This is a genomic window from Ruminobacter amylophilus, assembly GCF_900115655.1.
GTDB lineage: Bacteria > Pseudomonadota > Gammaproteobacteria > Enterobacterales > Succinivibrionaceae > Ruminobacter > Ruminobacter amylophilus.
In genome coordinates this window covers 65005-85126 of sequence record NZ_FOXF01000003.1, presented here as the reverse complement: position 1 = coordinate 85126, position 20122 = coordinate 65005, and the positions used below count along the sequence as shown (strand labels likewise).

General features: G+C 44.1%; 13 protein-coding genes. 5 read left to right on the top strand and 8 right to left on the bottom strand.

The window, feature by feature from the left end; translation table 11 throughout:
* Window positions 1-7: 7 nt before the first annotated feature.
* From BMY80_RS01455 to BMY80_RS01435, 5 genes are all read right to left on the bottom strand, one after another.
* The gene (locus BMY80_RS01455; protein ID WP_093140241.1) at window positions 8-1855 is read right to left on the bottom strand and encodes an autotransporter assembly complex protein TamA; all 1848 of its coding nucleotides are present in this window, start codon (window positions 1853-1855) and stop codon (window positions 8-10) included.
* Window positions 1856-2257: 402 nt separating this feature from the next.
* The gene (locus BMY80_RS01450; protein WP_093140238.1) at window positions 2258-2794 is read right to left on the bottom strand and encodes a hypothetical protein; all 537 of its coding nucleotides are present in this window, start codon (window positions 2792-2794) and stop codon (window positions 2258-2260) included.
* 234 nt (window positions 2795-3028) lie between these two features.
* Window positions 3029-6274 (bottom strand): carbamoyl-phosphate synthase large subunit, encoded by a 3246-nt coding sequence (carB, locus tag BMY80_RS01445; protein WP_093140236.1) that lies wholly within the window; start codon window positions 6272-6274, stop codon window positions 3029-3031.
* Window positions 6275-7417 (bottom strand): glutamine-hydrolyzing carbamoyl-phosphate synthase small subunit, encoded by a 1143-nt coding sequence (gene carA, locus BMY80_RS01440; RefSeq protein WP_031578124.1) that lies wholly within the window; start codon window positions 7415-7417, stop codon window positions 6275-6277.
* A gap of 438 nt (window positions 7418-7855) precedes the next feature.
* Window positions 7856-9274: an aminopeptidase gene (locus BMY80_RS01435; RefSeq protein WP_093140233.1), complete on the bottom strand. Its 1419-nt coding sequence runs from the start codon at window positions 9272-9274 to the stop codon at window positions 7856-7858.
* Window positions 9275-9720: 446 nt separating this feature from the next.
* On the opposite strand from BMY80_RS01435, the gene BMY80_RS01430 reads away from it, so the two are divergent.
* Window positions 9721-10041 (top strand): hypothetical protein, encoded by a 321-nt coding sequence (locus BMY80_RS01430; protein WP_051621670.1) that lies wholly within the window; start codon window positions 9721-9723, stop codon window positions 10039-10041.
* A 177-nt stretch (window positions 10042-10218) separates the two neighbouring features.
* Here the strand turns inward: BMY80_RS01430 and BMY80_RS01425 are convergent, their stop codons facing one another.
* Window positions 10219-11178: a KpsF/GutQ family sugar-phosphate isomerase gene (locus BMY80_RS01425; RefSeq protein ID WP_093140230.1), complete on the bottom strand. Its 960-nt coding sequence runs from the start codon at window positions 11176-11178 to the stop codon at window positions 10219-10221.
* Window positions 11179-11581: 403 nt separating this feature from the next.
* Here BMY80_RS01425 and BMY80_RS01420 point away from each other — a divergent pair, with 403 nt between their 5' ends.
* From BMY80_RS01420 to BMY80_RS01405, 4 genes are all read left to right on the top strand, one after another.
* Window positions 11582-12313 (top strand): cell envelope integrity TolA family protein, encoded by a 732-nt coding sequence (locus tag BMY80_RS01420; RefSeq protein WP_093140227.1) that lies wholly within the window; start codon window positions 11582-11584, stop codon window positions 12311-12313.
* Between the two features lie 40 nt (window positions 12314-12353).
* Window positions 12354-13286, top strand: coding sequence for a hypothetical protein (locus BMY80_RS01415; RefSeq protein ID WP_031578130.1), 933 nt, complete (start codon window positions 12354-12356; stop codon window positions 13284-13286).
* Entirely contained in the window at window positions 13286-14269 is a 984-nt protein-coding gene (locus BMY80_RS01410; RefSeq protein ID WP_093140225.1) for a hypothetical protein, read from the top strand. The genes BMY80_RS01415 and BMY80_RS01410 overlap by 1 nt, the downstream gene beginning before the upstream one ends.
* A gap of 252 nt (window positions 14270-14521) precedes the next feature.
* Window positions 14522-16573, top strand: a complete 2052-nt coding sequence (locus tag BMY80_RS01405; RefSeq protein ID WP_093140222.1) for an MATE family efflux transporter — start codon at window positions 14522-14524, stop codon at window positions 16571-16573.
* 276 nt (window positions 16574-16849) lie between these two features.
* Here BMY80_RS01405 and BMY80_RS01400 read toward each other — a convergent pair whose 3' ends face one another.
* The gene (locus BMY80_RS01400) at window positions 16850-17707 is read right to left on the bottom strand and encodes a hypothetical protein (RefSeq protein WP_093140219.1); all 858 of its coding nucleotides are present in this window, start codon (window positions 17705-17707) and stop codon (window positions 16850-16852) included.
* A gap of 19 nt (window positions 17708-17726) precedes the next feature.
* Window positions 17727-19787: an NAD(+) synthase gene (gene nadE, locus BMY80_RS01395; protein ID WP_031578135.1), complete on the bottom strand. Its 2061-nt coding sequence runs from the start codon at window positions 19785-19787 to the stop codon at window positions 17727-17729.
* Between the last annotated feature and the right edge of the window lie 335 nt (window positions 19788-20122).

Sequence of the window (20122 nt, the reverse complement as noted above, 5' to 3'; positions counted from 1 at the left end):
TCAAAAACTAAATATCAGGACCTATACCGAAATGAAGATGGAACGGAACTTTTTTCTCTGAAACCCCGAAGCCGAGATCCACCTTGACAAGTCCTATCGGCGTTACATATCTTATACCGGTACCGACACCGATAACGGTATTTTCACTCTTGTATTCATTGGTTGCCTGTCCGGCATCGATAAACCATGCGTTGCGCAGATCCTCGATAACCGGAATCTGAATTTCCGCCGTTCCTGACGTCATGTAGCGACCGCCTGAAAGCTTGCCGCCTCTGTCACGATCGGAAACCGTCTTGTACCCGAAACCTCTTACGGAATTGTCACCGCCGACAAAGAACCTGTAGGAAGGTGGAGCCGATTTGGCGTCCGGACCTATGTTTGCCCCCTGCTCCAGTCTGAGGATGAATCTGGAATCCCTGGTCGGACTCAGCAGCCACTTGGCTGAGCTGTAGAGCTGCAGGAAGGTAACGTCTCCGCCTAAATTGGTGGAGGAACTGAAAATTCTGAAATTATAGTTCTCTCCTGAACGGACGTCCCTGTACGGAAAAGCTCTCGCAAAATTAACTCTGAGACTCGGGCCTATGGTCCAGGTGTTTCCATTTTCTATACCCTGAGAATAGTCTTCATACTGCACGGTAAACCCGTAATCCACAGACCACGGAGCATGCTCCTTGGTCACGTAATGGCCCTGAAATGACGTGATGTTATCAAGGGTATCATTGAGATTTTCACGAATCTGCTGAGCCTGCAGGAAGAAATAATCGGAAAGCGGATTTCTGAACGGAATCTTGTATCTTACCAGAAATTCACGCTTTACTTCAGAAGCATGAAGCTGCATGACCAGAGAATCACCTCTTTCATTAAGCAGCGGCATGTTCCACTTCACCTTGCCTCTGACACCTTCGTCTGTGGCGTAACCGAGACTGGTTTCCACCACGTTAAACTTCTTGCGCTTGAGATGAATGTTGATTGGTACCTGATAATCCTCGGTTTCCTCAAGAATCGGATGAACTTCAGCATCGGCAAAATAACCGGTGTCATACAGATGACTGCTTACGGAAGACAGTTTGTCTGTATTGAACCTGTCACTCTCTTCAATCTGAACCAGTGGTTCTATGGCCGGAACATACCGGGTATCTCCGGTAAAGGAAACCTTTCCGAATCTGTATCTTCTGCCGCTGTTGAAAATCAGATAGACATCAGCGCTGTTTTCAGTAGGATCCGCATAAACGTGATTCTTTACGAAATGCGCATCAAAATAACCTCTTATGAGAGCCGTGGCAATAATCTTTGCCTTGAGACTCTCGTAGGCGTCATGGGTAAGAATCGTATACGGCTTAATAGTCATTTTGCGGAAAATACGCATGAAGCCCGGATCCGTCAGAGCCTCTCCGAGAATCTGAACATGGGTATTCTTAACCCATACCGGCTTGCCGGGATCAACATAAACCACCAGCACGGCACTCTTTTTGGATCTGAACGTCATTTTAACATTCGGTCTGTAGTATCCGTAGACCTTGGAAGCTTCATTGACGCGCTCTTCAATTTTTCTGACTGAAACATGAGGAGTATTGAAGCTGCGGCGATGCAGTTCAGGGAGAGTGGAAAGATATGCCTCCACATTATCCCTTACGCTGCTGTTGCTGCATTCAACTTTGTATTTGACTATTTTTTCCAGAACCTGTTCGGAAACACCGTCATTGAGGCCCCCGTCCTTCTGGACGTATTCGTTCTGGAACTGAAGCTGCCGGTTATAGTTATAATCAGCATCATACGTTGTGTCGGCATAACAGTTAGCAGCACAGGTCAGAAGAAAAACCAGCAGACACAGAACACGGTAAAGACGGAATAACATTACTGTCGCCTTCCACTCCACAAAAAATGATTATTACCTTATGCGCAATGTCTGTTGATAAAAATGATGACTTACCGTCAGAGAATGACGCACGGCATGGTTGACGGAGCCGTGATTCCGACGGAATAAAAAAGCAGCCCCTGTTATCGCAGTATACAGAGTGCTGACCGTTCCGGATGCAAACATGGATGATTTTCACCATGAGTGTCATCTGCAGCCGGATATAAAAAATTCTGAACCGATAATGCACAGAACATTACACAAAATCCCTCAATATAATACCCCACAGATTTTCATAAAACCATAATTAAGGGAATTTAATGAGAGATTTGTGCATATTAGGTCGGATTTAAAACAAATCAGACTATTTATTGAACAGCTTCTATATCTGAAAACACCATATTATCTGCTGTAGAAAGGACATGTTCTGACAAGCACGTTGTCCATGTGAGCCGGAACACCGGCAGCGTTAAGCTTTTTGATGATGGCATCCGTCATGTCATACATGAGAACATAACGGTAGAATTTTTTATTTGTGTCGTATAATCCCTCGACATAGCCGTTGCCTCTGAAACATTTTGCTTCAAAGCGGTATACTCCGTCAGGTGTCACTCTGGGCTCAGAAGAAATGTTTCCGCTGTTATCAATAAAGGTTACTGAAGTACAGCGTTTCTTCATGTCATTGAAGGTCAGGGAAAAATCTTCAAGAGAAGGTCTGCTTACGGTTTCTACGGTAATCTGATATTCCCTCGGATGCATGTCATCAAGTTCTACCGAGCAGATGCCTTCGTTGTCAAATTCACCGCTGGAAACATTAAACTTATGACCGGCAAAATTGTAATTGTCGGTACCATCTGTTTTTTCCGCAGCCAGAGTCTGCCCTGCTACTGACAGTAAAAACACACCGGCAACCGCCGCATACAGAAAAGAAATCTTCATTTACCACTCCGATATCGGATTCATCCGACAGACCACCTCAAAAAATTCTGTGCAGAATTCTAGCACAACAGAACGCTTATTCAAAAATGATTTTTGCCGTCCCCGGCCGTAATACACGGACGCGCATTACCTTGTAAAAACATAAAAGGCATAAACCGCAATGCGGCTTATGCCCTGTATTATGATTCTTCATATCCGGGGCTCAGCCCCGGACCATTCATTGTCAGATATCAGTTACTTCTTGATATTGAGTCCTGAATGTAAAGCTGCGTGAAGTTCCTGAATTGAATGAACAGAAGCAGTTTCATCAACCTTGGTATCGTTAGCCATGCATGAAGCGAAAGCCGCATTCATGGTGGTGGTATAGGTTACCTTGTACTGAAGAGCACCGCGACGGAGAGTCTTGGAATCTTCGATAGCCTTTCTGCCTTCAGTAGTATTGATGATGTAGTTATATTCATTGCTCTTCATGAAGTCCAGAATGTTAGGTCTGCCTTCGTAAACCTTCTTAACCTGACGGCAAGGGATACCTGCTGCAGAAAGAACCTGGTAAGTACCATGAGTTGCATCGATGGTAAATCCTTCGTTGATAAGTCTCTTACCTAATTCAGGCAGACGATGCTTATCAGAGTTTCTTACTGACAGAAGAACATGACCGTTTCTCTGAATCTTTGAGTTTGCACCGAGCTGAGCCTTGGCGAACGCTTCCGGGAAGGTTCTGCCGATACCCATAACTTCACCGGTAGATCTCATTTCAGGTCCTAAGAGAGGGTCAACGCCTGGGAACTTATTGAATGGAAGTACTACTTCCTTAACAGAGTAGTAAGCCGGAATAACTTCCTTGGTTAAGCCCTGTTCTTCAAGAGACTGACCAACCATGATACGTGCTGCAATCTTGGCTAAAGGAACACCGGTAGCCTTTGATACAAACGGAACGGTACGGGCTGCACGAGGGTTTACTTCGATGAGGTAAACTTCGTTTTCACGTACTGCGAACTGAGTATTCATAAGACCTACAACACCGAGTTCGAGAGCAAGCTTTCTTACCTGGTCACGAATCTTGTCCTGAATTTCAGGAGTAAGCTGGTATGGAGGTAATGAACAGCTTGAGTCACCTGAGTGAATACCGCACTGTTCAATGTGTTCCATGATACCGCCGATAACAACGTTCTTACCGTCGCATACTGCGTCAACGTCAACTTCTGTTGCGCTGTCGAGGAACTTGTCCAGAAGAACCGGAGATTCATTGGAAACCTTAACAGCTTCCTTGAAGTAACGGCGAAGGTCAACTTCATCGTATACGATTTCCATTGCACGGCCGCCGAGTACGTATGAAGGACGTACAACCAGAGGATAGGTAATCTTCTTGGCTTCTTCTACAGCTTCTTCAAGAGCGAATACGGTTGCATTCTTTGGCTGTAACAGGTGTAATCTGTTTACACACTGCTGGAAACGTTCACGGTCTTCCGCACGGTCGATGGCATCCGGACTGGTACCGATGATAGGTACGCCTGCCTTTTCAAGAGACAGAGCCAGCTTCAGAGGAGTCTGACCGCCGAACTGTACGATTACACCGTCAGGATTTTCAACACGGCAGATTTCAAGAACGTCTTCGAGAGTTACAGGTTCGAAGTAAAGTCTGTCTGAAGTGTCGTAATCGGTAGATACGGTTTCAGGGTTACAGTTAACCATGATGGTTTCGTAACCGTCGTGACGTAAAGCCATTGCCGCATGTACACAGCAGTAGTCGAATTCGATACCCTGACCGATTCTGTTAGGACCGCCGCCGAGAATCATAATCTTCTTCTTGTCTGAAGGAGCAACTTCTGATTCTTCATCGTATGATGAATACATGTATGAAGTATTGGTTGAGAATTCAGCAGCACAGGTATCAACACGCTTGAATACAGGAAGCACGCCTAATCTGTTACGTAACTTTCTGATTTCTCTTTCAGTGGTGCCGACGAGCTTTGCGATTCTGATATCAGAGAAGCCCTTGCGCTTGATTGCACGCATGAAGTCTTCGTCAAGACCGGAAATACCGAGTTCCTTGATCTTTTCTTCGTACTTGATGAGTTCTTCAATCTGTACGAGGAACCATGGATCGATATCAGTATGGTACTGAACTTCTTCAAGGCTCATGCCGAGACGGAAAGCATCACCGATGTACCAGATACGATGCGCACCGGCATCTTCGAGTTCATGTTCAATGGTGGTACGTGCATCTTCGTCATCAAGCTTAACAATCGGATCAAGACCGCTCTTGCCGATTTCAAGACCGCGGAGAGCCTTCTGCAGAGATTCCTGGAAGTTGCGGCCGATAGCCATAACTTCACCAACGGACTTCATCTGAGTGGTTAAACGATCGTTTGCCTGAGCAAACTTTTCAAAATTGAAACGAGGTACCTTGGTAACAACGTAGTCAATTGAAGGTTCGAATGATGCAGGAGTCTTGCCTTCAGTGATGTCGTTCTTGAGTTCGTCAAGGGTGTAACCTACGGCAAGCTTTGCGGCAATCTTTGCGATCGGGAAGCCGGTAGCCTTTGAAGCGAGAGCTGAAGAACGTGATACACGAGGGTTCATTTCGATGATAACCATGCGGCCGTCCTTCGGATTGATACCGAACTGAACGTTTGAACCACCGGTTTCAACACCGATTTCTCTCAGAACAGCCATAGAGGCGTTACGCATAATCTGGTATTCCTTATCAGTAAGAGTCTGAGCAGGAGCAACAGTTATGGAGTCACCGGTATGGATGCCCATAGGGTCAAAGTTTTCGATTGAACATACGATAATGCAGTTGTCGTTACGGTCACGAACAACTTCCATTTCGTATTCCTTCCAGCCGATGAGTGATTCATCGATCAGAAGTTCGTGAGTTGGGGAGAGATCAAGTCCTCTGTTACAGATTTCTTCGAATTCATCAGGGTTGTAAGCGATACCGCCGCCTGAACCGCCCATGGTGAATGAAGGTCTGATGATACAAGGGAAACCAACCTGTCTCTGTACTTCCCAGGCTTCTTCCATGCTGTGAGCGATACCGGCCTTAGGACAGCTTAAACCGATATTCTTCATGGCCTTGTCGAAACGGTCACGGTCTTCCGCCTTGTCGATGGCATCAGCGGTAGCACCGATCATTTCAACGCCGTACTTCTTTAATACGCCGTTGTTCTCAAGATCGAGAGCACAGTTAAGTGCAGTCTGGCCACCCATGGTAGGAAGAATTGCGTCAGGTCTTTCCTTTTCAATGATCTTTTCAACAACCTGCCAGGTGATTGGCTCAATATAGGTTGCATCAGCCATTTCAGGGTCAGTCATGATGGTGGCAGGGTTTGAGTTAACCAGAATTACGCGGTAACCTTCTTCCCTTAAAGCCTTACATGCCTGAGTACCTGAGTAGTCGAATTCGCAGGCCTGACCGATTACTATTGGACCTGCACCCAAAATAAGGATGCTTTTTATGTCTGTACGCTTTGCCATTTACTTACCCTGACGATGTGCCTTAATTAAATCTATGAAATGATCGAATAAACCTGATACGTCATGAGGGCCCGGACTTGCTTCAGGGTGTCCCTGGAAGCTGAATGCAGGCTTATCAGTACGTTCAATACCCTGTAAACTGCCATCAAAGAGAGATACATGAGTTACCTTCAGGCATGATGGAAGTGTATCCTTGTCCACGGCAAAGCCATGGTTCTGTGATGAAATCATTACAGTATTGTCTGAAAGATCCTTTACAGGATGGTTGGCACCGTGGTGACCGAACTTCATCTTAATGGTCTTTGCACCGCTGGCAAGGCCGAGGAGCTGGTGACCGAGACAGATACCGAATGTAGGGATATTATGATCAAGAATTTCTCTGATAGCTTCCTGAGCATAGGTACAAGGTTCCGGATCCCCAGGACCGTTTGAAAGGAATACCCCATCAGGATTCATGGCAAGCACTTCAGAAGCAGGAGTTGTTGCAGGAACAACAGTAAGACGACAGCCTCTGTCTGCGAGCATTCTTAAAATATTTCTCTTAACACCGAAATCGTATGCTACTACGTGATATGGAAGGTCTTCGGCTTTCTGTTCCTTGTGACCTTTACCTAAAGACCAGGTACCCTGAGTCCATTCATATGGAGCATCACAGGTAACTTCCTTGGCCAGATCCATTCCCTTTAAGCCAGGGAAATCCTTAGCAAGACGTAAAGCCTCTTCTTCATTCAGATCATCACAGGATAAAATGCAGCCGGCCTGAGCGCCCTTTTCACGAAGAATTCTGGTAAGCTTGCGGGTATCGATGTCGCAGATACCTACTACGTTGTGCTTAACAAGATAATCTGAAAGGGAACACTGACTTCTAAAATTAGAAGCTAACAGAGGAAGATCGCGGATTACTAAACCCTGAGGATGAATTTTTGGGGACTCCTCATCTTCTTCGTTACAACCATAATTACCGATATGAGGATATGTGAGTGTTACAATCTGTCTGGAATATGAAGGATCGGTTAAAATTTCCTGATATCCAGTCATTGAAGTATTGAATACTACTTCACCAACAGCGCAGCCTTTAGCGCCAAATGAAACACCCCTGAATACTGTGCCATCTTCCAACACTAGTAATGCAGAATGAGTCAAGATGACCTCCGGAATACTTACTATTTTTACTACTTTATGAAATAAAATTCCTGTTACCGGGCAAAAAAACATGCCTCAATAACAAAAATCTTCTTAAATCTTAAGCATTTTATACTATTAGCTATTTTTATCAAGATAAAAATGCAAACTGCTTCACGTTTTATGCTTTTTTGAACTAAAACAAATCAGCAAAAACAGCTTCCGGTACAGTTTTTTCTAAATCCTTTTATGACAAATACCAGCCCCCGGCATAATACGGAGTCATACATATATATGTATACACCCTCCGGCTGAGCAAAAAACAGATAATTCCCGAAATCCGGACATACAGGAAAAAAATCCGGACAAAAGTCCGGATCCGTATTCCTTAATTATATAAGTATATAAGGACTGCAAAACAGAGGTCAGGCATAAAGAGACCTCTGTCTTATATCTTCATTATCTGTAGAATGCGGCCACTGCCCTGTACAGACTGTAAATATCATATTTTGCAGCCAGTTCAAACGGAGAGTGCATTGCCAGAATAGGCACGCCGACATCCACTACATTAATGTCAAAACGGGCGATATACAGAGCAACGGTTCCGCCACCGCCGACATCCACAGCGCCTAATTCACCTATCTGCCAGCTTACGTTATTTTCATCAAGGATACGGGTTACCATGGACATAAGTTCGGCACTGGCATCGTTACTGCCTGACTTGCCGCGGGCACCTGTATACTTGGTTATTACGCATCCTCTGTTCAGCTGACAGCTGTTCTGCTTGTCGTACACACTTGAAAAAACAGGATCATAGGCAGCATCAACATCTGTTGACAGAGCATTTGAAGCACGAAGTACCCTGTTTACATTTCCACCCATGACCTCGGTAAGATCTTCAATGAAATTCAGCATGAAATCTGAACTCATACCTGTAGGACCGTAGGAACCTATTTCTTCCTTGTCGGCGAACACGGTAAGTGTGGTGTATTCAGGTTTGTCAGCTTCAAGTTCCGCCATGAAGGCGCCGAAGGCGCATACACGGTCATCCTGTCCGTAGGAACCTACCAGACTTCTGTCGAGCCCCACATCCCTTGCATTATATGCAGGAACAAGAGAAAGCTCTGCAGTCAGGAAGTCCTTTTCGGTAAAGCCGTATTTTTCATTAAGAAGATGCAGAAGGTTAAGCTTAACGCCATTCTGAATAACTTCGTCAGTATCGTCCATAAAAGGAATGGTGGCGGCAATGGCCTTTAACTCTTCGCCCTTTATGCCGTCCTTAAGCTTGCGTTCACTCTGTTCCTGTCCGAGATGAGGCAGCAGATCGCTTATATAGAGTACCGGATCCTGAGGATTTTCACCTATGGACACTTCAACTGACGAACCGTCCTTCTTAACAACCACACCGTGCAGTGCTAGAGGGATGGTAACCCACTGATATTTTCTGATACCGCCGTAATAATGAGTCTTGAGATAAGCAATGTCACTGTCTTCGGAAACAGGGAACGGCTTGAGATCAAGTCTTGGTGAATCGACGTGAGAAACGGTGATTCTCAAACCGTCATTTATAGGACGGGAACCGATGGTACACATGATGAGAGCTTTCTTTCTGTTTACAAAATACAGCTTGTCACCCTGCTTCAGCGTTTTCGTGCCGTTCCTTACCTCTTCCGCCGCGGATTCAAACGGAACATAACCGTGTTCCTTAAGGAAAGGTTCGGCATATTTGACAAATTCCCTTTCTGTCTTGCAGCTATCAAGATATGTCTTGTATTTTTCCGCAAAGCTGCTTACATCAGCGGCATCGTAACTTTTATTCTTATAGGCAGCAGGAAAATCCCACAGAAGTTCCTTCTGCTTTGTTTTTGCATCTGACATGATATGGTCTCCTAAAATAACCTTCATTTTAAACATAAGGTCATTTCAGCCATAATCAAGTAAAAAACTGCAATTGCGTAATATTTATCCTCGCAGAAAAAACGCAGTCATTTTTATAAAAAAAAGATAATTATTTTTCAAATTCATTGGCTATGGCATGACTCATGGAGTTCATGAATATTTCACCTTCATCGCAGGAAAAATAAACGGTTATCCTGGCAGGCACCGGAATCATGATTTTAATATATAAAATTGAACTATAACCGGAAATAACAAACTGTTTTATATATTTTGTACCTATTATTTATTTCATTTAATCAAATAATGAACAGATATCACACTTTTTTAAAAAAAGTGGTATAATCCGCGTGTCGTGGAATTCACGTACATAAATTTAATAATAATTATTACAAGAATATACATTAATTCTTTTTTTGGAAACTTACATGAAAAACAAAATAATTCTCTCAACATTGCTGTTCAGCACGTCAGCACAGGCAGGTATTGCCACTACTGACGCCATAAACCACATAGGAGAATATCAGACGGTATGTGGTCATGTGGCAAATGTGATACAGAAAAAACAGCAGGTTTTTATCAATTTCGATAAGAACTACCCTGAACAGACATTCACTGTTTACGTTACAAACAACGACTACGGCAATCTTCACAAGTACCGTTCAAAGAACGTATGTGCTGACGGAGTTCTGACAAAGTACAGAAACACTCCGGAGATAGTGAATCCGGACGGAATCTATCTGCAGTAGTCATGCAGAAGTAGGCTTAAGTACAGACTGTCTCATTCCAGCATCTGTACTGTAATGCTAAGATAAAAGAAACCGGCAAATGCATCCTTGCCGGTTTCTGTCTTTTATCTCCTGAAGTGGAAATCAATAATTCTGCAGAGGCTGTTCCGCATCATTTACATACAGAACTTTAAATTCCTACTTTCTGATTCCCGACTGGAACAGATCATGAATATTGAAAGCCCCCACTACTCTGTTGTTGCCATCAACCACGACCATGGTGGTGACCTTTTTCTCTTCCATAAGAACCAGAGAATCATAAGCCATCTGATCCTCCTTAACCGTGTAACAGCCCTTCTTGATTACATCGCTCACCTTTGCGGTTCTGAAATCAAATCCGCTGGTAAACGCTCTTCTGATGTCACCGTCGGTGAACACTCCGTACAGTCTGTCTTCGGCATCAAGAACAATTACAAAGCCGAGTTTTTTCTCGCTTACCTCAAGAATCGCCTCACCGAGCGTGTTATCCAGTCTTGCAAACGGAATTTCTGAACCGGTATGCATAACGTTTCTGTTATGAACCAGGAGTCTTTTACCCAGGGCTCCGCCGGGATGACTTGCCGCGAAATCTATCGGCGTGAAATTGTTTCTTTCGGCAAGAGCTATGGCGATGCCGTCACCTAAAACCATTGTAGTGGTGGTACTGGATGTCGGGGCAAGATTAAGTCTCCCCGCCTCCTCAGTAATATAGGTGCAGAGATGGACATCGGAAATAAGAGCCATTGAAGACTGAGGCTTTGAAGTAATGGTGATGATCTTTATTCCCCTGCTTTTTACAATAGGAAGAATTGTCATTATTTCAGAGCTTTCACCTGAATGGGAAATGGCTATCACCAGATCGTTCGGCTGAATCATGCCCAGGTCTCCGTGACAGGCCTCTCCCGGATGAACGAAAAACGCAGGAGTTCCGGTACTTGCCATGGTGGCGGCGATTTTAGAAGCCACGTGACCGGATTTTCCAACCCCGGTAACCACTATTTTGCCTTTGCATGCCTGAATCAGATCCAGAGCTTTCTGATATTCAGGCTCATCCAGATGTGCGGCAAAAATCTTAAGATGTTCAATTTCCTTTTCTACAACTTCTTTAATGGTATTCATCCGTACTCCTATAAACCTGTCTGTTCAGACTGCAGATAAGTCAGCGCACCTCTTTTCAGATTGACGCACCGTGCGTATCTCCGAAAAACAGGTGTTTTCACCACGCCGATCTCTGTTCCTATATTGTAACATATCAGAACTGACATGTATCCAGGACAGTTCAGGACTGGTTCCTTATTCGCCGTAAAACGGTGTGTAACGATGCCCGGGTTCTGCACGCTGCAAATATGAGAACAATTCTGACAGAACGTTTTTTACAAAAAAACAACAAAAATGATCATAGTTATTATAAAATAGCTATGCTGAATAAAAAAACATATACATAAAAAATATAATTAAAGCATTAACTACATATTTCACAAAGTATCTAAAACCCAACACAATCATTGAAAAAGGGAAACTCATGATCATAAACATTAAAAGCAAACTGCTGTGTTCAGCAATTGTTTCATTACTGCTTTCCGGCTGTGCCGGCACGCATCTGTCATCGGAAGAAGTAAATCAGTTCACCATCGGTCAGGATACCGAATCTGCCGTAAAAGCAAAACTCGGAGAACCATGGGAGACTTTTCCGGCCATAGATGAAAAGGAAATAACATATATTCTGACAAATATTCCGGAAATCAAGCCAAAGGATTACATTCACAGACTCGGAGTATATACCTTCAGTTTCAGTCCTCTGCTCAACGGAGATCATGCGTACTACGAACTGAATATTTTTGCATATTCACCTGACGGAATTCTCAGAAACGTAGCTGAATACACCTGCTATTCACAGAAAGGCTGCGAAGACATTCTCGAAGCCGAGAAGCAGAAGTTTGCCGTTGAGGATCTGAGAAAAATCCGTGAAGACGTTGAAAATCTGATAAAGGACAAAAAGAAGAAACAGGAGCTTGAGGCTCAGCAGAGAAAGGCTGAACAGGAAAGAGCCAGACGTCTGGCCGCTGCCAAAGCGGAAAACGTTAAAAGCAAAACCGCATCTTCAGGTAAATCAGCTACTGCAACCGTAGTTACTCCTGCAGCATCTGTAGCCAAAAAGGTGGAACAGCCTGTTGCAGCACCGGCACAGACTCCGGCACAGACTCCGGCAGAGAATACTGCAAAACCGGCAGTCCGCAGAAACATGAGTCTCTAACAGACATGTTTTAACATATTGAAACGGAATTTAAATAATCATGAAGAAAAACATATTATCAGCAATCATCGGAGCAGGAATGTTCCTGCCTCTCTTCATCACCGGATGCGGAGATCCGACTCTGAATCTCAGCGGTTCAAAAGAAGAGGTAAAAGAAAGCCTTAAGGACATGCTCAACAGTCTGGACGCTGAAGATAAAATCGCCTTTATCAGCTGGTACAACGGTTCAGAAAACCAGCGCAAAGTGATAGACGGCAGAAAGGCTTCCGAAATCATCAGGATCGTAAGAAACGACTGGAAGGAAAAATACATAAGAAACAATATCAATGTAACCCCTCTTAAGTTATGGATCGAAAACACCAAATCAGGCTTTAACTACTCAGATCTGTCCGGTGTCTGCAACCGTCTCAACGGGACTGAAAAAAAAGAACTGAGTGATTATCAGAAGGAAACTCTGGCAAGAATAAAGAGAGACGAAGAACTTTTCTCTGGTATCGAATACACCTGTCAGGCCAATCCAAACAAAAAGAATTCCCTTCTGTTAACAGTTAAAAACAACAGCAGAATGCCTCTGAGCTCAGTGCAGTTGAAAATAGACAGACATCTTTCAGACCATGCGAAGATTCCGGGAGGAGTGGCACCGGGTGAACAGTCCACACTGGAAATAACATCACACTCTGCAGACCTGCTCAGTGAAGGTTATGACTGCTACCCTGTATACTATTCATTTTATGATGTTAACGATAAAAAGGATATCGACATAAATATATACGATCCTTATTCAAATCGTTTCTTCTCTACGGAAATGAGTGATTATCAGGCCTTCAGCGACGAAAGAAAGAACTACTACTATTCCATCAACGGTCAGGACACCATCGTAAAGGATCTCTGTGCTTCATATACTGAGATAACAGATCAGGCCATAGACAGGATCAACGGTGTTATTTCATCCTTATCAGAGGAGAACAAATAATGATCAGAAAAATTCTCTTTACCGCATTGCCATTATCAATTCTTCTTTCAGGCTGGTATAACGCATTCGCAGCCGATACCGAATCAAAGCAGATAATGAATGACATCCAGAGCGAGGTGAAAACTTTCGTTTCCATGCTTCAGGATAAGGATCTGAACAGATCCGACATCAAGGAACTTGAACAGCTGAAAATCATTATCATGGCTCAGAAGAGCGGTAATCAGGACGTTAAGAATTTCATCAGCTTCTTCTCCGGTCAGAGTGATTTTCAGGAAATCATCGCAGACACACTCGGAAATCTCAGTGACGAGGAACTGGTTGTCGCATATAAAAACAACCAGAAGCGCAATTTGGAATTTGCAGGAGACATCAGCAAAAAGGTGGAAGCAGGCAAACAGGCTGCAGAACTTACTAGACAGGTTGATCATCTGCTTAAAACCGGAAATGACGTTTCTGCAAAATTTGTAAACACGGATTCCCTGCAGGAGCTTATCATCTCCGATTACGAGGAAGACAAGCTCAACAAGATTGCCGTAACACTGGGAAGAGTTGAAGGAGATCCGAAGAACATCAGTCTGACGTTCAAGAACAACACTGACAGTCTCTTTGTTACCGACATCAACATGAGTATCGTTATCAAGGCTGAGGGCAGAGATGTTCCTCTTTATCAGATCGAACATTTTGCATATCCGTTCCTCTCTCCTTTGAAGCCCGGTGAGGAAATTCAGGAAATCATTTCCTGCCGCTCTGACTGTCAGAAGGCCATGAGCAACGAAAAGGCCTACGGAGAAATCACTCTCAACGAACTTAATGCAAGAATCAAAGGCTCAAACAGAATATTCAGTGCAAGAAGAACAGACGGCTGGGTTAAGGACAGCCAGCAGAAAGGCATTGACAGAATGAAGAAGAACAATGAGGTAATCAAACAGAGATACGCGGATTATCTTGCCGAAAAGGAAAAGATTGAAGCTCTGCTCAAATAAAAATTTTCTCTGGAAATCAGAAAGGCCGGCGGTGACATATCACCTTTGCCGGCCTTTTTTTATGAAAATTCCCCGTGAATCAATCCTTGTTCGAATTTCGGTTATTTCAGTTCATCCTTTTTTTGTAAAAATTTCATAATCAGTTTAAAATACATACCTAGAATTTACATTTTGTTTACCGGAATCACACAACACATCGATTTACGTGAAAAACAGCAATAATTAAACTAATCAGGTAACAGAGTTCCGCCCATGTACAATAACATTACAGATAATAAGCCGGATAACAGCGCAGATACCGAAGAAGCTGTACCGACTCTAAACATCAGTCAGGAAAATGAAACCAAATCCGCCGCTGAAAATACTGGAAGTCAGCAGGATGATACAGCTCATATAATCAATGAAGACGCACAGGATTTCGAAAATTTCAGTCATTCTTTTGAAAATGACAGCCGGTTCCTGAATTTCTTCACCAGATCATATGAACAGATTTATATGGAAGAATCGTTCTATGAACTTCTTTTCAAGTACGCGGGTATCATTGTTCTCATTCTGTTTACCTGGGCCGTTACCGGATTCATCAGCAGCGTATCCTCCAGATGCATGTTCTCGCTTGTAATGATCTGCATATTCGGCGTCTTACCGAGAATTTTCTACATCAGATACTATCGTGTTTACAAGAACAACGAAATCAAGAAGGATTACACTCCGCACTCCTTCACGGACAGACTCATCTATTCAACCAAGAGAAATCTGTCCTCCATGTTCATGTTTCTCATGTCCGGGATCATCCTCTTCTTTATTCTGGTAACCCATGCCAAAAACGGAGGACTGGTATTCCTGCAGTCATTCATCCTGTTTGCGCTGCTTAACAGTACTTTCAACATTCCGGGTTTCAGCCGTCTCATGAAAGCAGACAAAAAGGAAACATTCTTCAGATTCAACAGACGTTTTATCGTATGTCTCATCTGCGGAATTGCCGGATTTGCCACAGGATGTTTCCTGTACGCTCCTTCCCTGTCTCAGGAAGAAGCCAGAAACATTCTGTTCGGAAGCTTTAACAGTGATTATCACAACAATCTTTTCACCATTTTCATTCAGGGACTCAACTACGTAGTCGCTCTGGTTGACTATATTCTTTACTCTCTGGCCGACTCAGCCTGGTATACACCTGTAAAATCAGTGCTTATAGGCATGCCTATGGGGGTATTCAGTGCGCATGTGGCAATCATTATCGGAATGCTTACCATGCCATGGAGTGAATTCAAGATGATTTACTCCAAACAGGAATGGGTTAAACAGAGAAAATGCTTCCTGGTACGTAACTGGAAAACAATTATGCTCCCGCTGTTCATGACGGTATTCCTTGCAGGAGCCTATGTATTCGGATACCCTCGCTACATGCAGTATCTTGAAATGGCCAAAATGAACAACAACACCCAGATGAAGGTTGAAGCCGAACTCATTGGCGGTATCAAGTATAAGATTGGAACACTCAAGGAAATCCGCGACATCAAGACCGGAGCCATTAGGGATCTGCATCAGCTGATGTCTACCGTTTCAACGGAAATCAACAAGCACTTTGATGATCTCAACGATTCTGCCGAACACTTCGTAAACTGGTACAAGGCACGTAACTCGCAGTATCCGTTTATTGCCGGTGACTCACAGCTCAAACAGTCATTTATAAGCAGCATGAGCATCAAAAACCTTGATAACTCCCTTAACAATATGCGCAAGGACATCGCCAGATACGCTGAAGAAATTCTGGTCAACACCAGAAATTCAATTGATGACGTTCTGAAAAACAATGTCCTCAGCGAAGAGGAAAGCAAACAGAAACTCAAACTCGGTCAGAATGTTGAACCGGACAGTCTGTATGAACTGGATACCGGAACAGGCAGGGAGATTTACCTCAAGGACGATCTGAGACAGCAGGTAAGCATTCCTAGTGCCGAATCAATTCTGATTAAGGAATTTGACAATCCAGATTCCCCATGGTTTAACAATACTGCTTCAAAATCAATGCAGTCCATTGAAGACCAGCTTTTCGGTATCAAGGAAGACAAGGCTCCTGAAACTCCGGATGAGGAAAAGGAAGCTGAAATTGAAGACAATCTCCTCAAGCATCTTATTTCAATGCTGTACAGCTGCAAGGAAACAATTGCCGAATCCGTTGCAAATTCACTGAACATGCCGCTTGAAGACATTCAGAAGACCAGCAAGGGTCGTCCGGTAAACAATGCGATTATCAATACTGAAGCTGAATCTTCAGCTGAGGAAATCATCGAAGATCAGGATTAATTCTGAACATTGTCTACTTAAATCCCCTGCACTTTAAGTACAGGGGAGAGAGGCCAAAATATTGATGTAATTTTTCCTCCGGAGAGCAATTTTTTATTAACGAATAGATGAGACCGGATATTCGTTGATTTTCTCCTCTTGTGTAAAAAACAAAACTATACGTTTCCTAACAGTTTTTGGGAAGACACCAGGCATTAATTTCCTATAAAAGACAAACCTCCGAAACTTTAATTTCGGAGGTTTACCTGTGACTTAAGAAAACATCATTCCGCCGGTCTATTTATCCTCAACCAGCTTTCTTATGGTTCTGATGTCCGAAGCATCTGCCCTTTTAGCAAGTCCGCGCGCCAGCTTCTGACTGAAATCCCTGTTTACTTCATTCATAAGCTTTGAGGAAGCCCTGACCTTGTCGGAATTAACGTTTCTGACACCGTCCACCTCAAAATAATGGGATTCAGATGCCGGCCCCATATAGGAAAAGTACTTAGGGAAAATAAAGCCATGATCAAAATTGATGAATGATTCCACCTTGTACCTGAAGCCGTTCCCTTTACATGCGGAAATAAGTTCAAGTTCCCTGTAGGTTTCACCTGACGGACCTGTACAGTCTTTATCCTTTACTGAAATCAGATAATTGGATAAACCTCTCAGGCTGTAGAAATCAGCGAACCCAACCGCCTGACTTAATGTATATTCATCAGGAAAAGCATAAGCGTAACGCTTATGAGTGTTTTTTTCCGCAGGTACGCTGAGCTCAAGAGCATACAGATCCTTATCCGGATACTCAATTACTCTCATTTTTCTGGATACTCTGTTATTGTTTTTTCTGACGATATCCAGGATGATGTACTTTTGAGTGGTCAGCATGGTAAAGGTGGTGCCGTTCTTTCTGGCGGCCGCCGTTTCCTCCGCGGTAACATCGGACGCAACTGCAGGAGTTCTGAAGGTTACGGCATAGCCGATTTCTTTTGCATTACTGATTTTCTTTAAATCCGGACTTCCCAGTGACTCGGTTATTCCCATCGCCACAAGACCGCATCCGGCCACGGAAAACGACATCACTGCAGCGGCAGTCAGCGCTGAAAGAATACCGGTGAAACCGGCTGCTGAAGATTTAAACTTTTCCTTTACCATTCTGAAAATCCTTTGGATATTATTCAAGCCCGATGGAAACCGCATAAGCGTTCAGAGCCGCCATTTCCCTGCTGAGAGCTGACGACAGTATAGGGAAGCGTCTGAAGGTCTTCGGATCCGCGCTGTCACGTTCAATATGGAATGAAGCGGCGATTCTTTCTCTCTTCCACTGATTACGAGTATACAGTCTGTAGTAACGGCGGACAGAATTCAGCAGACTCTGCTTTGACATCTTTTCGGCAAAAGAACTTCTGCACAGTTCAATGAACACTTCCTTTGGCGTCAGATTGCCGTTCTGGGTCAGTGAACGGATTTCATCAAGAAGCGGATAAGGCATCAGATCGCCCTCGTCAGTCTGTTCCACAGGACGAAGTTCGGCGGTCGGAGCCTGAGCCACAATGGCACTCATTGAAGCAAGCTTGAGTCTGTCTTCAGCGTACAGACGGTTGTCCAGTACAGACAGCCCCTGTTCCATGATGTAGCGGTTGATTTTAAGAACTCTTGACTTGCTGATACCTCCTATAGGAGAAATAACGCCTGAAGTATCACCGTCCATTGTACAGTAGCCAACTGAAGCTTCAGAGAGGTTGGAGGTGGCTATCAGCAGTTTGTTGGCACGGTTTGCAAGAAGCCATATGCCAGGAGAACGTACTCGAGCCTGAATATTCTGCAGAGCAAGGTCATCTGTTTCCCATGTCATAGGTCTGTCAGGAGTCAGACTGTCTGCCAGTCTGATGTATTCCTTTACAAGTTCAGCAATGGACCAGTGATTATGATTTGCTCCGATTTCTTCGGCAAGTCCTTTGGCGGCATTGAAGGTTACATCACCTGAATACTGAGAACCCTGATAAAGGGTAACCAGAACCTTAGGCATAATCACGGTCTTTAGGTATTCCTCGTAGGAAACACCTTCTGCCTTAGGCTCAAATTTCAGACCGCAGCCGGCCATGGTATTCATAAAGCTTTCATAACCGTTGGCATTAAGACCTTCCGCCATGGCATAGTAAACCATCGCGGCACAGAGAGCGGAATCGGCACCGCCGCTGAGACTCAGAGCGTATCCGCCGGTATGAGTCTTGCGCATCCAGTCCCAGAGACCGAGAGCAACAGTTCTGGTAACCGCCTCCTCCTCATTTTCCGGAGCCAGAAAAACAGCCCCGGCAATCGGAGCCGTATCACTTTCGTCATTGAATCTGCAGTCAGTGAACACCACTCCGTCAGAGTAGGCGTCTGACACGTTGAGAAGCATGCTTGACTGAGCTCTCTGATTACGGTTAACGCGCAGGTCACAGGTTGCCTGAAGAATTCTGTAAGGAGTAAAGCTTAAGCGAGGACTTACGGCAACCAGCTTTCCGCCAGAGGCAATCATACAGTCACCGTCATAAACCGCCCTGCCTGATTCACAGCCGAGAAGGTTGGCGTAAACGTACACGGTTCCGAAGGTTCTTGAACCTTCGATAATGAAATGGGAACGTTCCTGCTGTTTGCCGATGGCAAAATGGGAGGCGCTCGGATTAAGAATAATGTCAGTGTTGCGCAGATACAGTGAACGGCCCGGACGATCGGCAACCCATGAATCCTCACAGATTTCAAAACCGATGCGCACGCCGTCAATAACTATTACGATATCCCCCGCCGGAACCTTCTGCCCAGCAAAGTCCAGTTCTATCTTTGAACCTGCATGCCACGGATTGAACCATCTCGGTTCGTAATGAATGCCGCTGCGGGCAAGATGCTGCTTGAATACTATGCCGAGAACCCGGTCCTTTGTAAGCAGAGCCACTGCATTGTAAAGCTGACCGCCGTCCACAAGATAAGGAAAACCGACTGCAAGGTAGGTGTTTTCCCTGAGTCTTGCCGCAAGAGAAACCACCAGTGAAGGAATTTCATGCATGATTTCGGATACATAGAACATGTCCTCCATACCATATCCGGTAATCGCAAGTTCCGGAGTAAGAACCACATCGGCTCCGCTGCCGACGGCTTCGCTGTAGGCCTGATAAATTAATTCAATGTTATTATCTATATCAAGAGGAGTAGTGTTAACCGCTACTGCCGCCATATTTATGATCTTACGCATTTCTGATTCCGTATACTGAAAAACTGCCCGGAAAATCCCGTGATTTTCGCATTTTCCGGACAAATAAAATACCTTCTGAATTTTACCACAAGTTTGATAACTGCAAGATAAAGATTGGTAATAAAGGCTGTCTGCGCCTCATTATAAAACACTCTACCCGGGAACTGTCTCCGAAAACGCCGATTGTCTGAGGCCTGCAGCCGGATGAAAACTTTAAGACAAAAACATGAAAAAGAAAAAAGACATGACTTTCATTCTGAAAACCATGTCTTTTTTTCCCATTGCCTGATGTGGCTTGTAAGTGCTTAAAAAACGCACTATTTATTATTATATTT

Bases quoted from the DNA above. Each gene is read 5' to 3' on its own strand.
- BMY80_RS01455 (WP_093140241.1), bottom strand. From the start codon at position 1,855: ATGTTATTCCGTCTTTACCGTGTTCTGTGTCTGCTGGTTTTTCTTCTG.
- BMY80_RS01405 (WP_093140222.1), top strand. From the start codon at position 14,522: ATGTACAATAACATTACAGATAATAAGCCGGATAACAGCGCAGATACC.
- BMY80_RS01410 (WP_093140225.1), top strand. From the start codon at position 13,286: ATGATCAGAAAAATTCTCTTTACCGCATTGCCATTATCAATTCTTCTT.
- BMY80_RS01415 (WP_031578130.1), top strand. From the start codon at position 12,354: ATGAAGAAAAACATATTATCAGCAATCATCGGAGCAGGAATGTTCCTG.
- carB (WP_093140236.1), bottom strand. From the start codon at position 6,274: ATGGCAAAGCGTACAGACATAAAAAGCATCCTTATTTTGGGTGCAGGT.
- nadE (WP_031578135.1), bottom strand. From the start codon at position 19,787: ATGCGTAAGATCATAAATATGGCGGCAGTAGCGGTTAACACTACTCCT.
- BMY80_RS01420 (WP_093140227.1), top strand. From the start codon at position 11,582: ATGATCATAAACATTAAAAGCAAACTGCTGTGTTCAGCAATTGTTTCA.
- BMY80_RS01450 (WP_093140238.1), bottom strand. From the start codon at position 2,794: ATGAAGATTTCTTTTCTGTATGCGGCGGTTGCCGGTGTGTTTTTACTG.
- BMY80_RS01430 (WP_051621670.1), top strand. From the start codon at position 9,721: ATGAAAAACAAAATAATTCTCTCAACATTGCTGTTCAGCACGTCAGCA.
- BMY80_RS01435 (WP_093140233.1), bottom strand. From the start codon at position 9,274: ATGTCAGATGCAAAAACAAAGCAGAAGGAACTTCTGTGGGATTTTCCT.
- BMY80_RS01400 (WP_093140219.1), bottom strand. From the start codon at position 17,707: ATGGTAAAGGAAAAGTTTAAATCTTCAGCAGCCGGTTTCACCGGTATT.
- BMY80_RS01425 (WP_093140230.1), bottom strand. From the start codon at position 11,178: ATGAATACCATTAAAGAAGTTGTAGAAAAGGAAATTGAACATCTTAAG.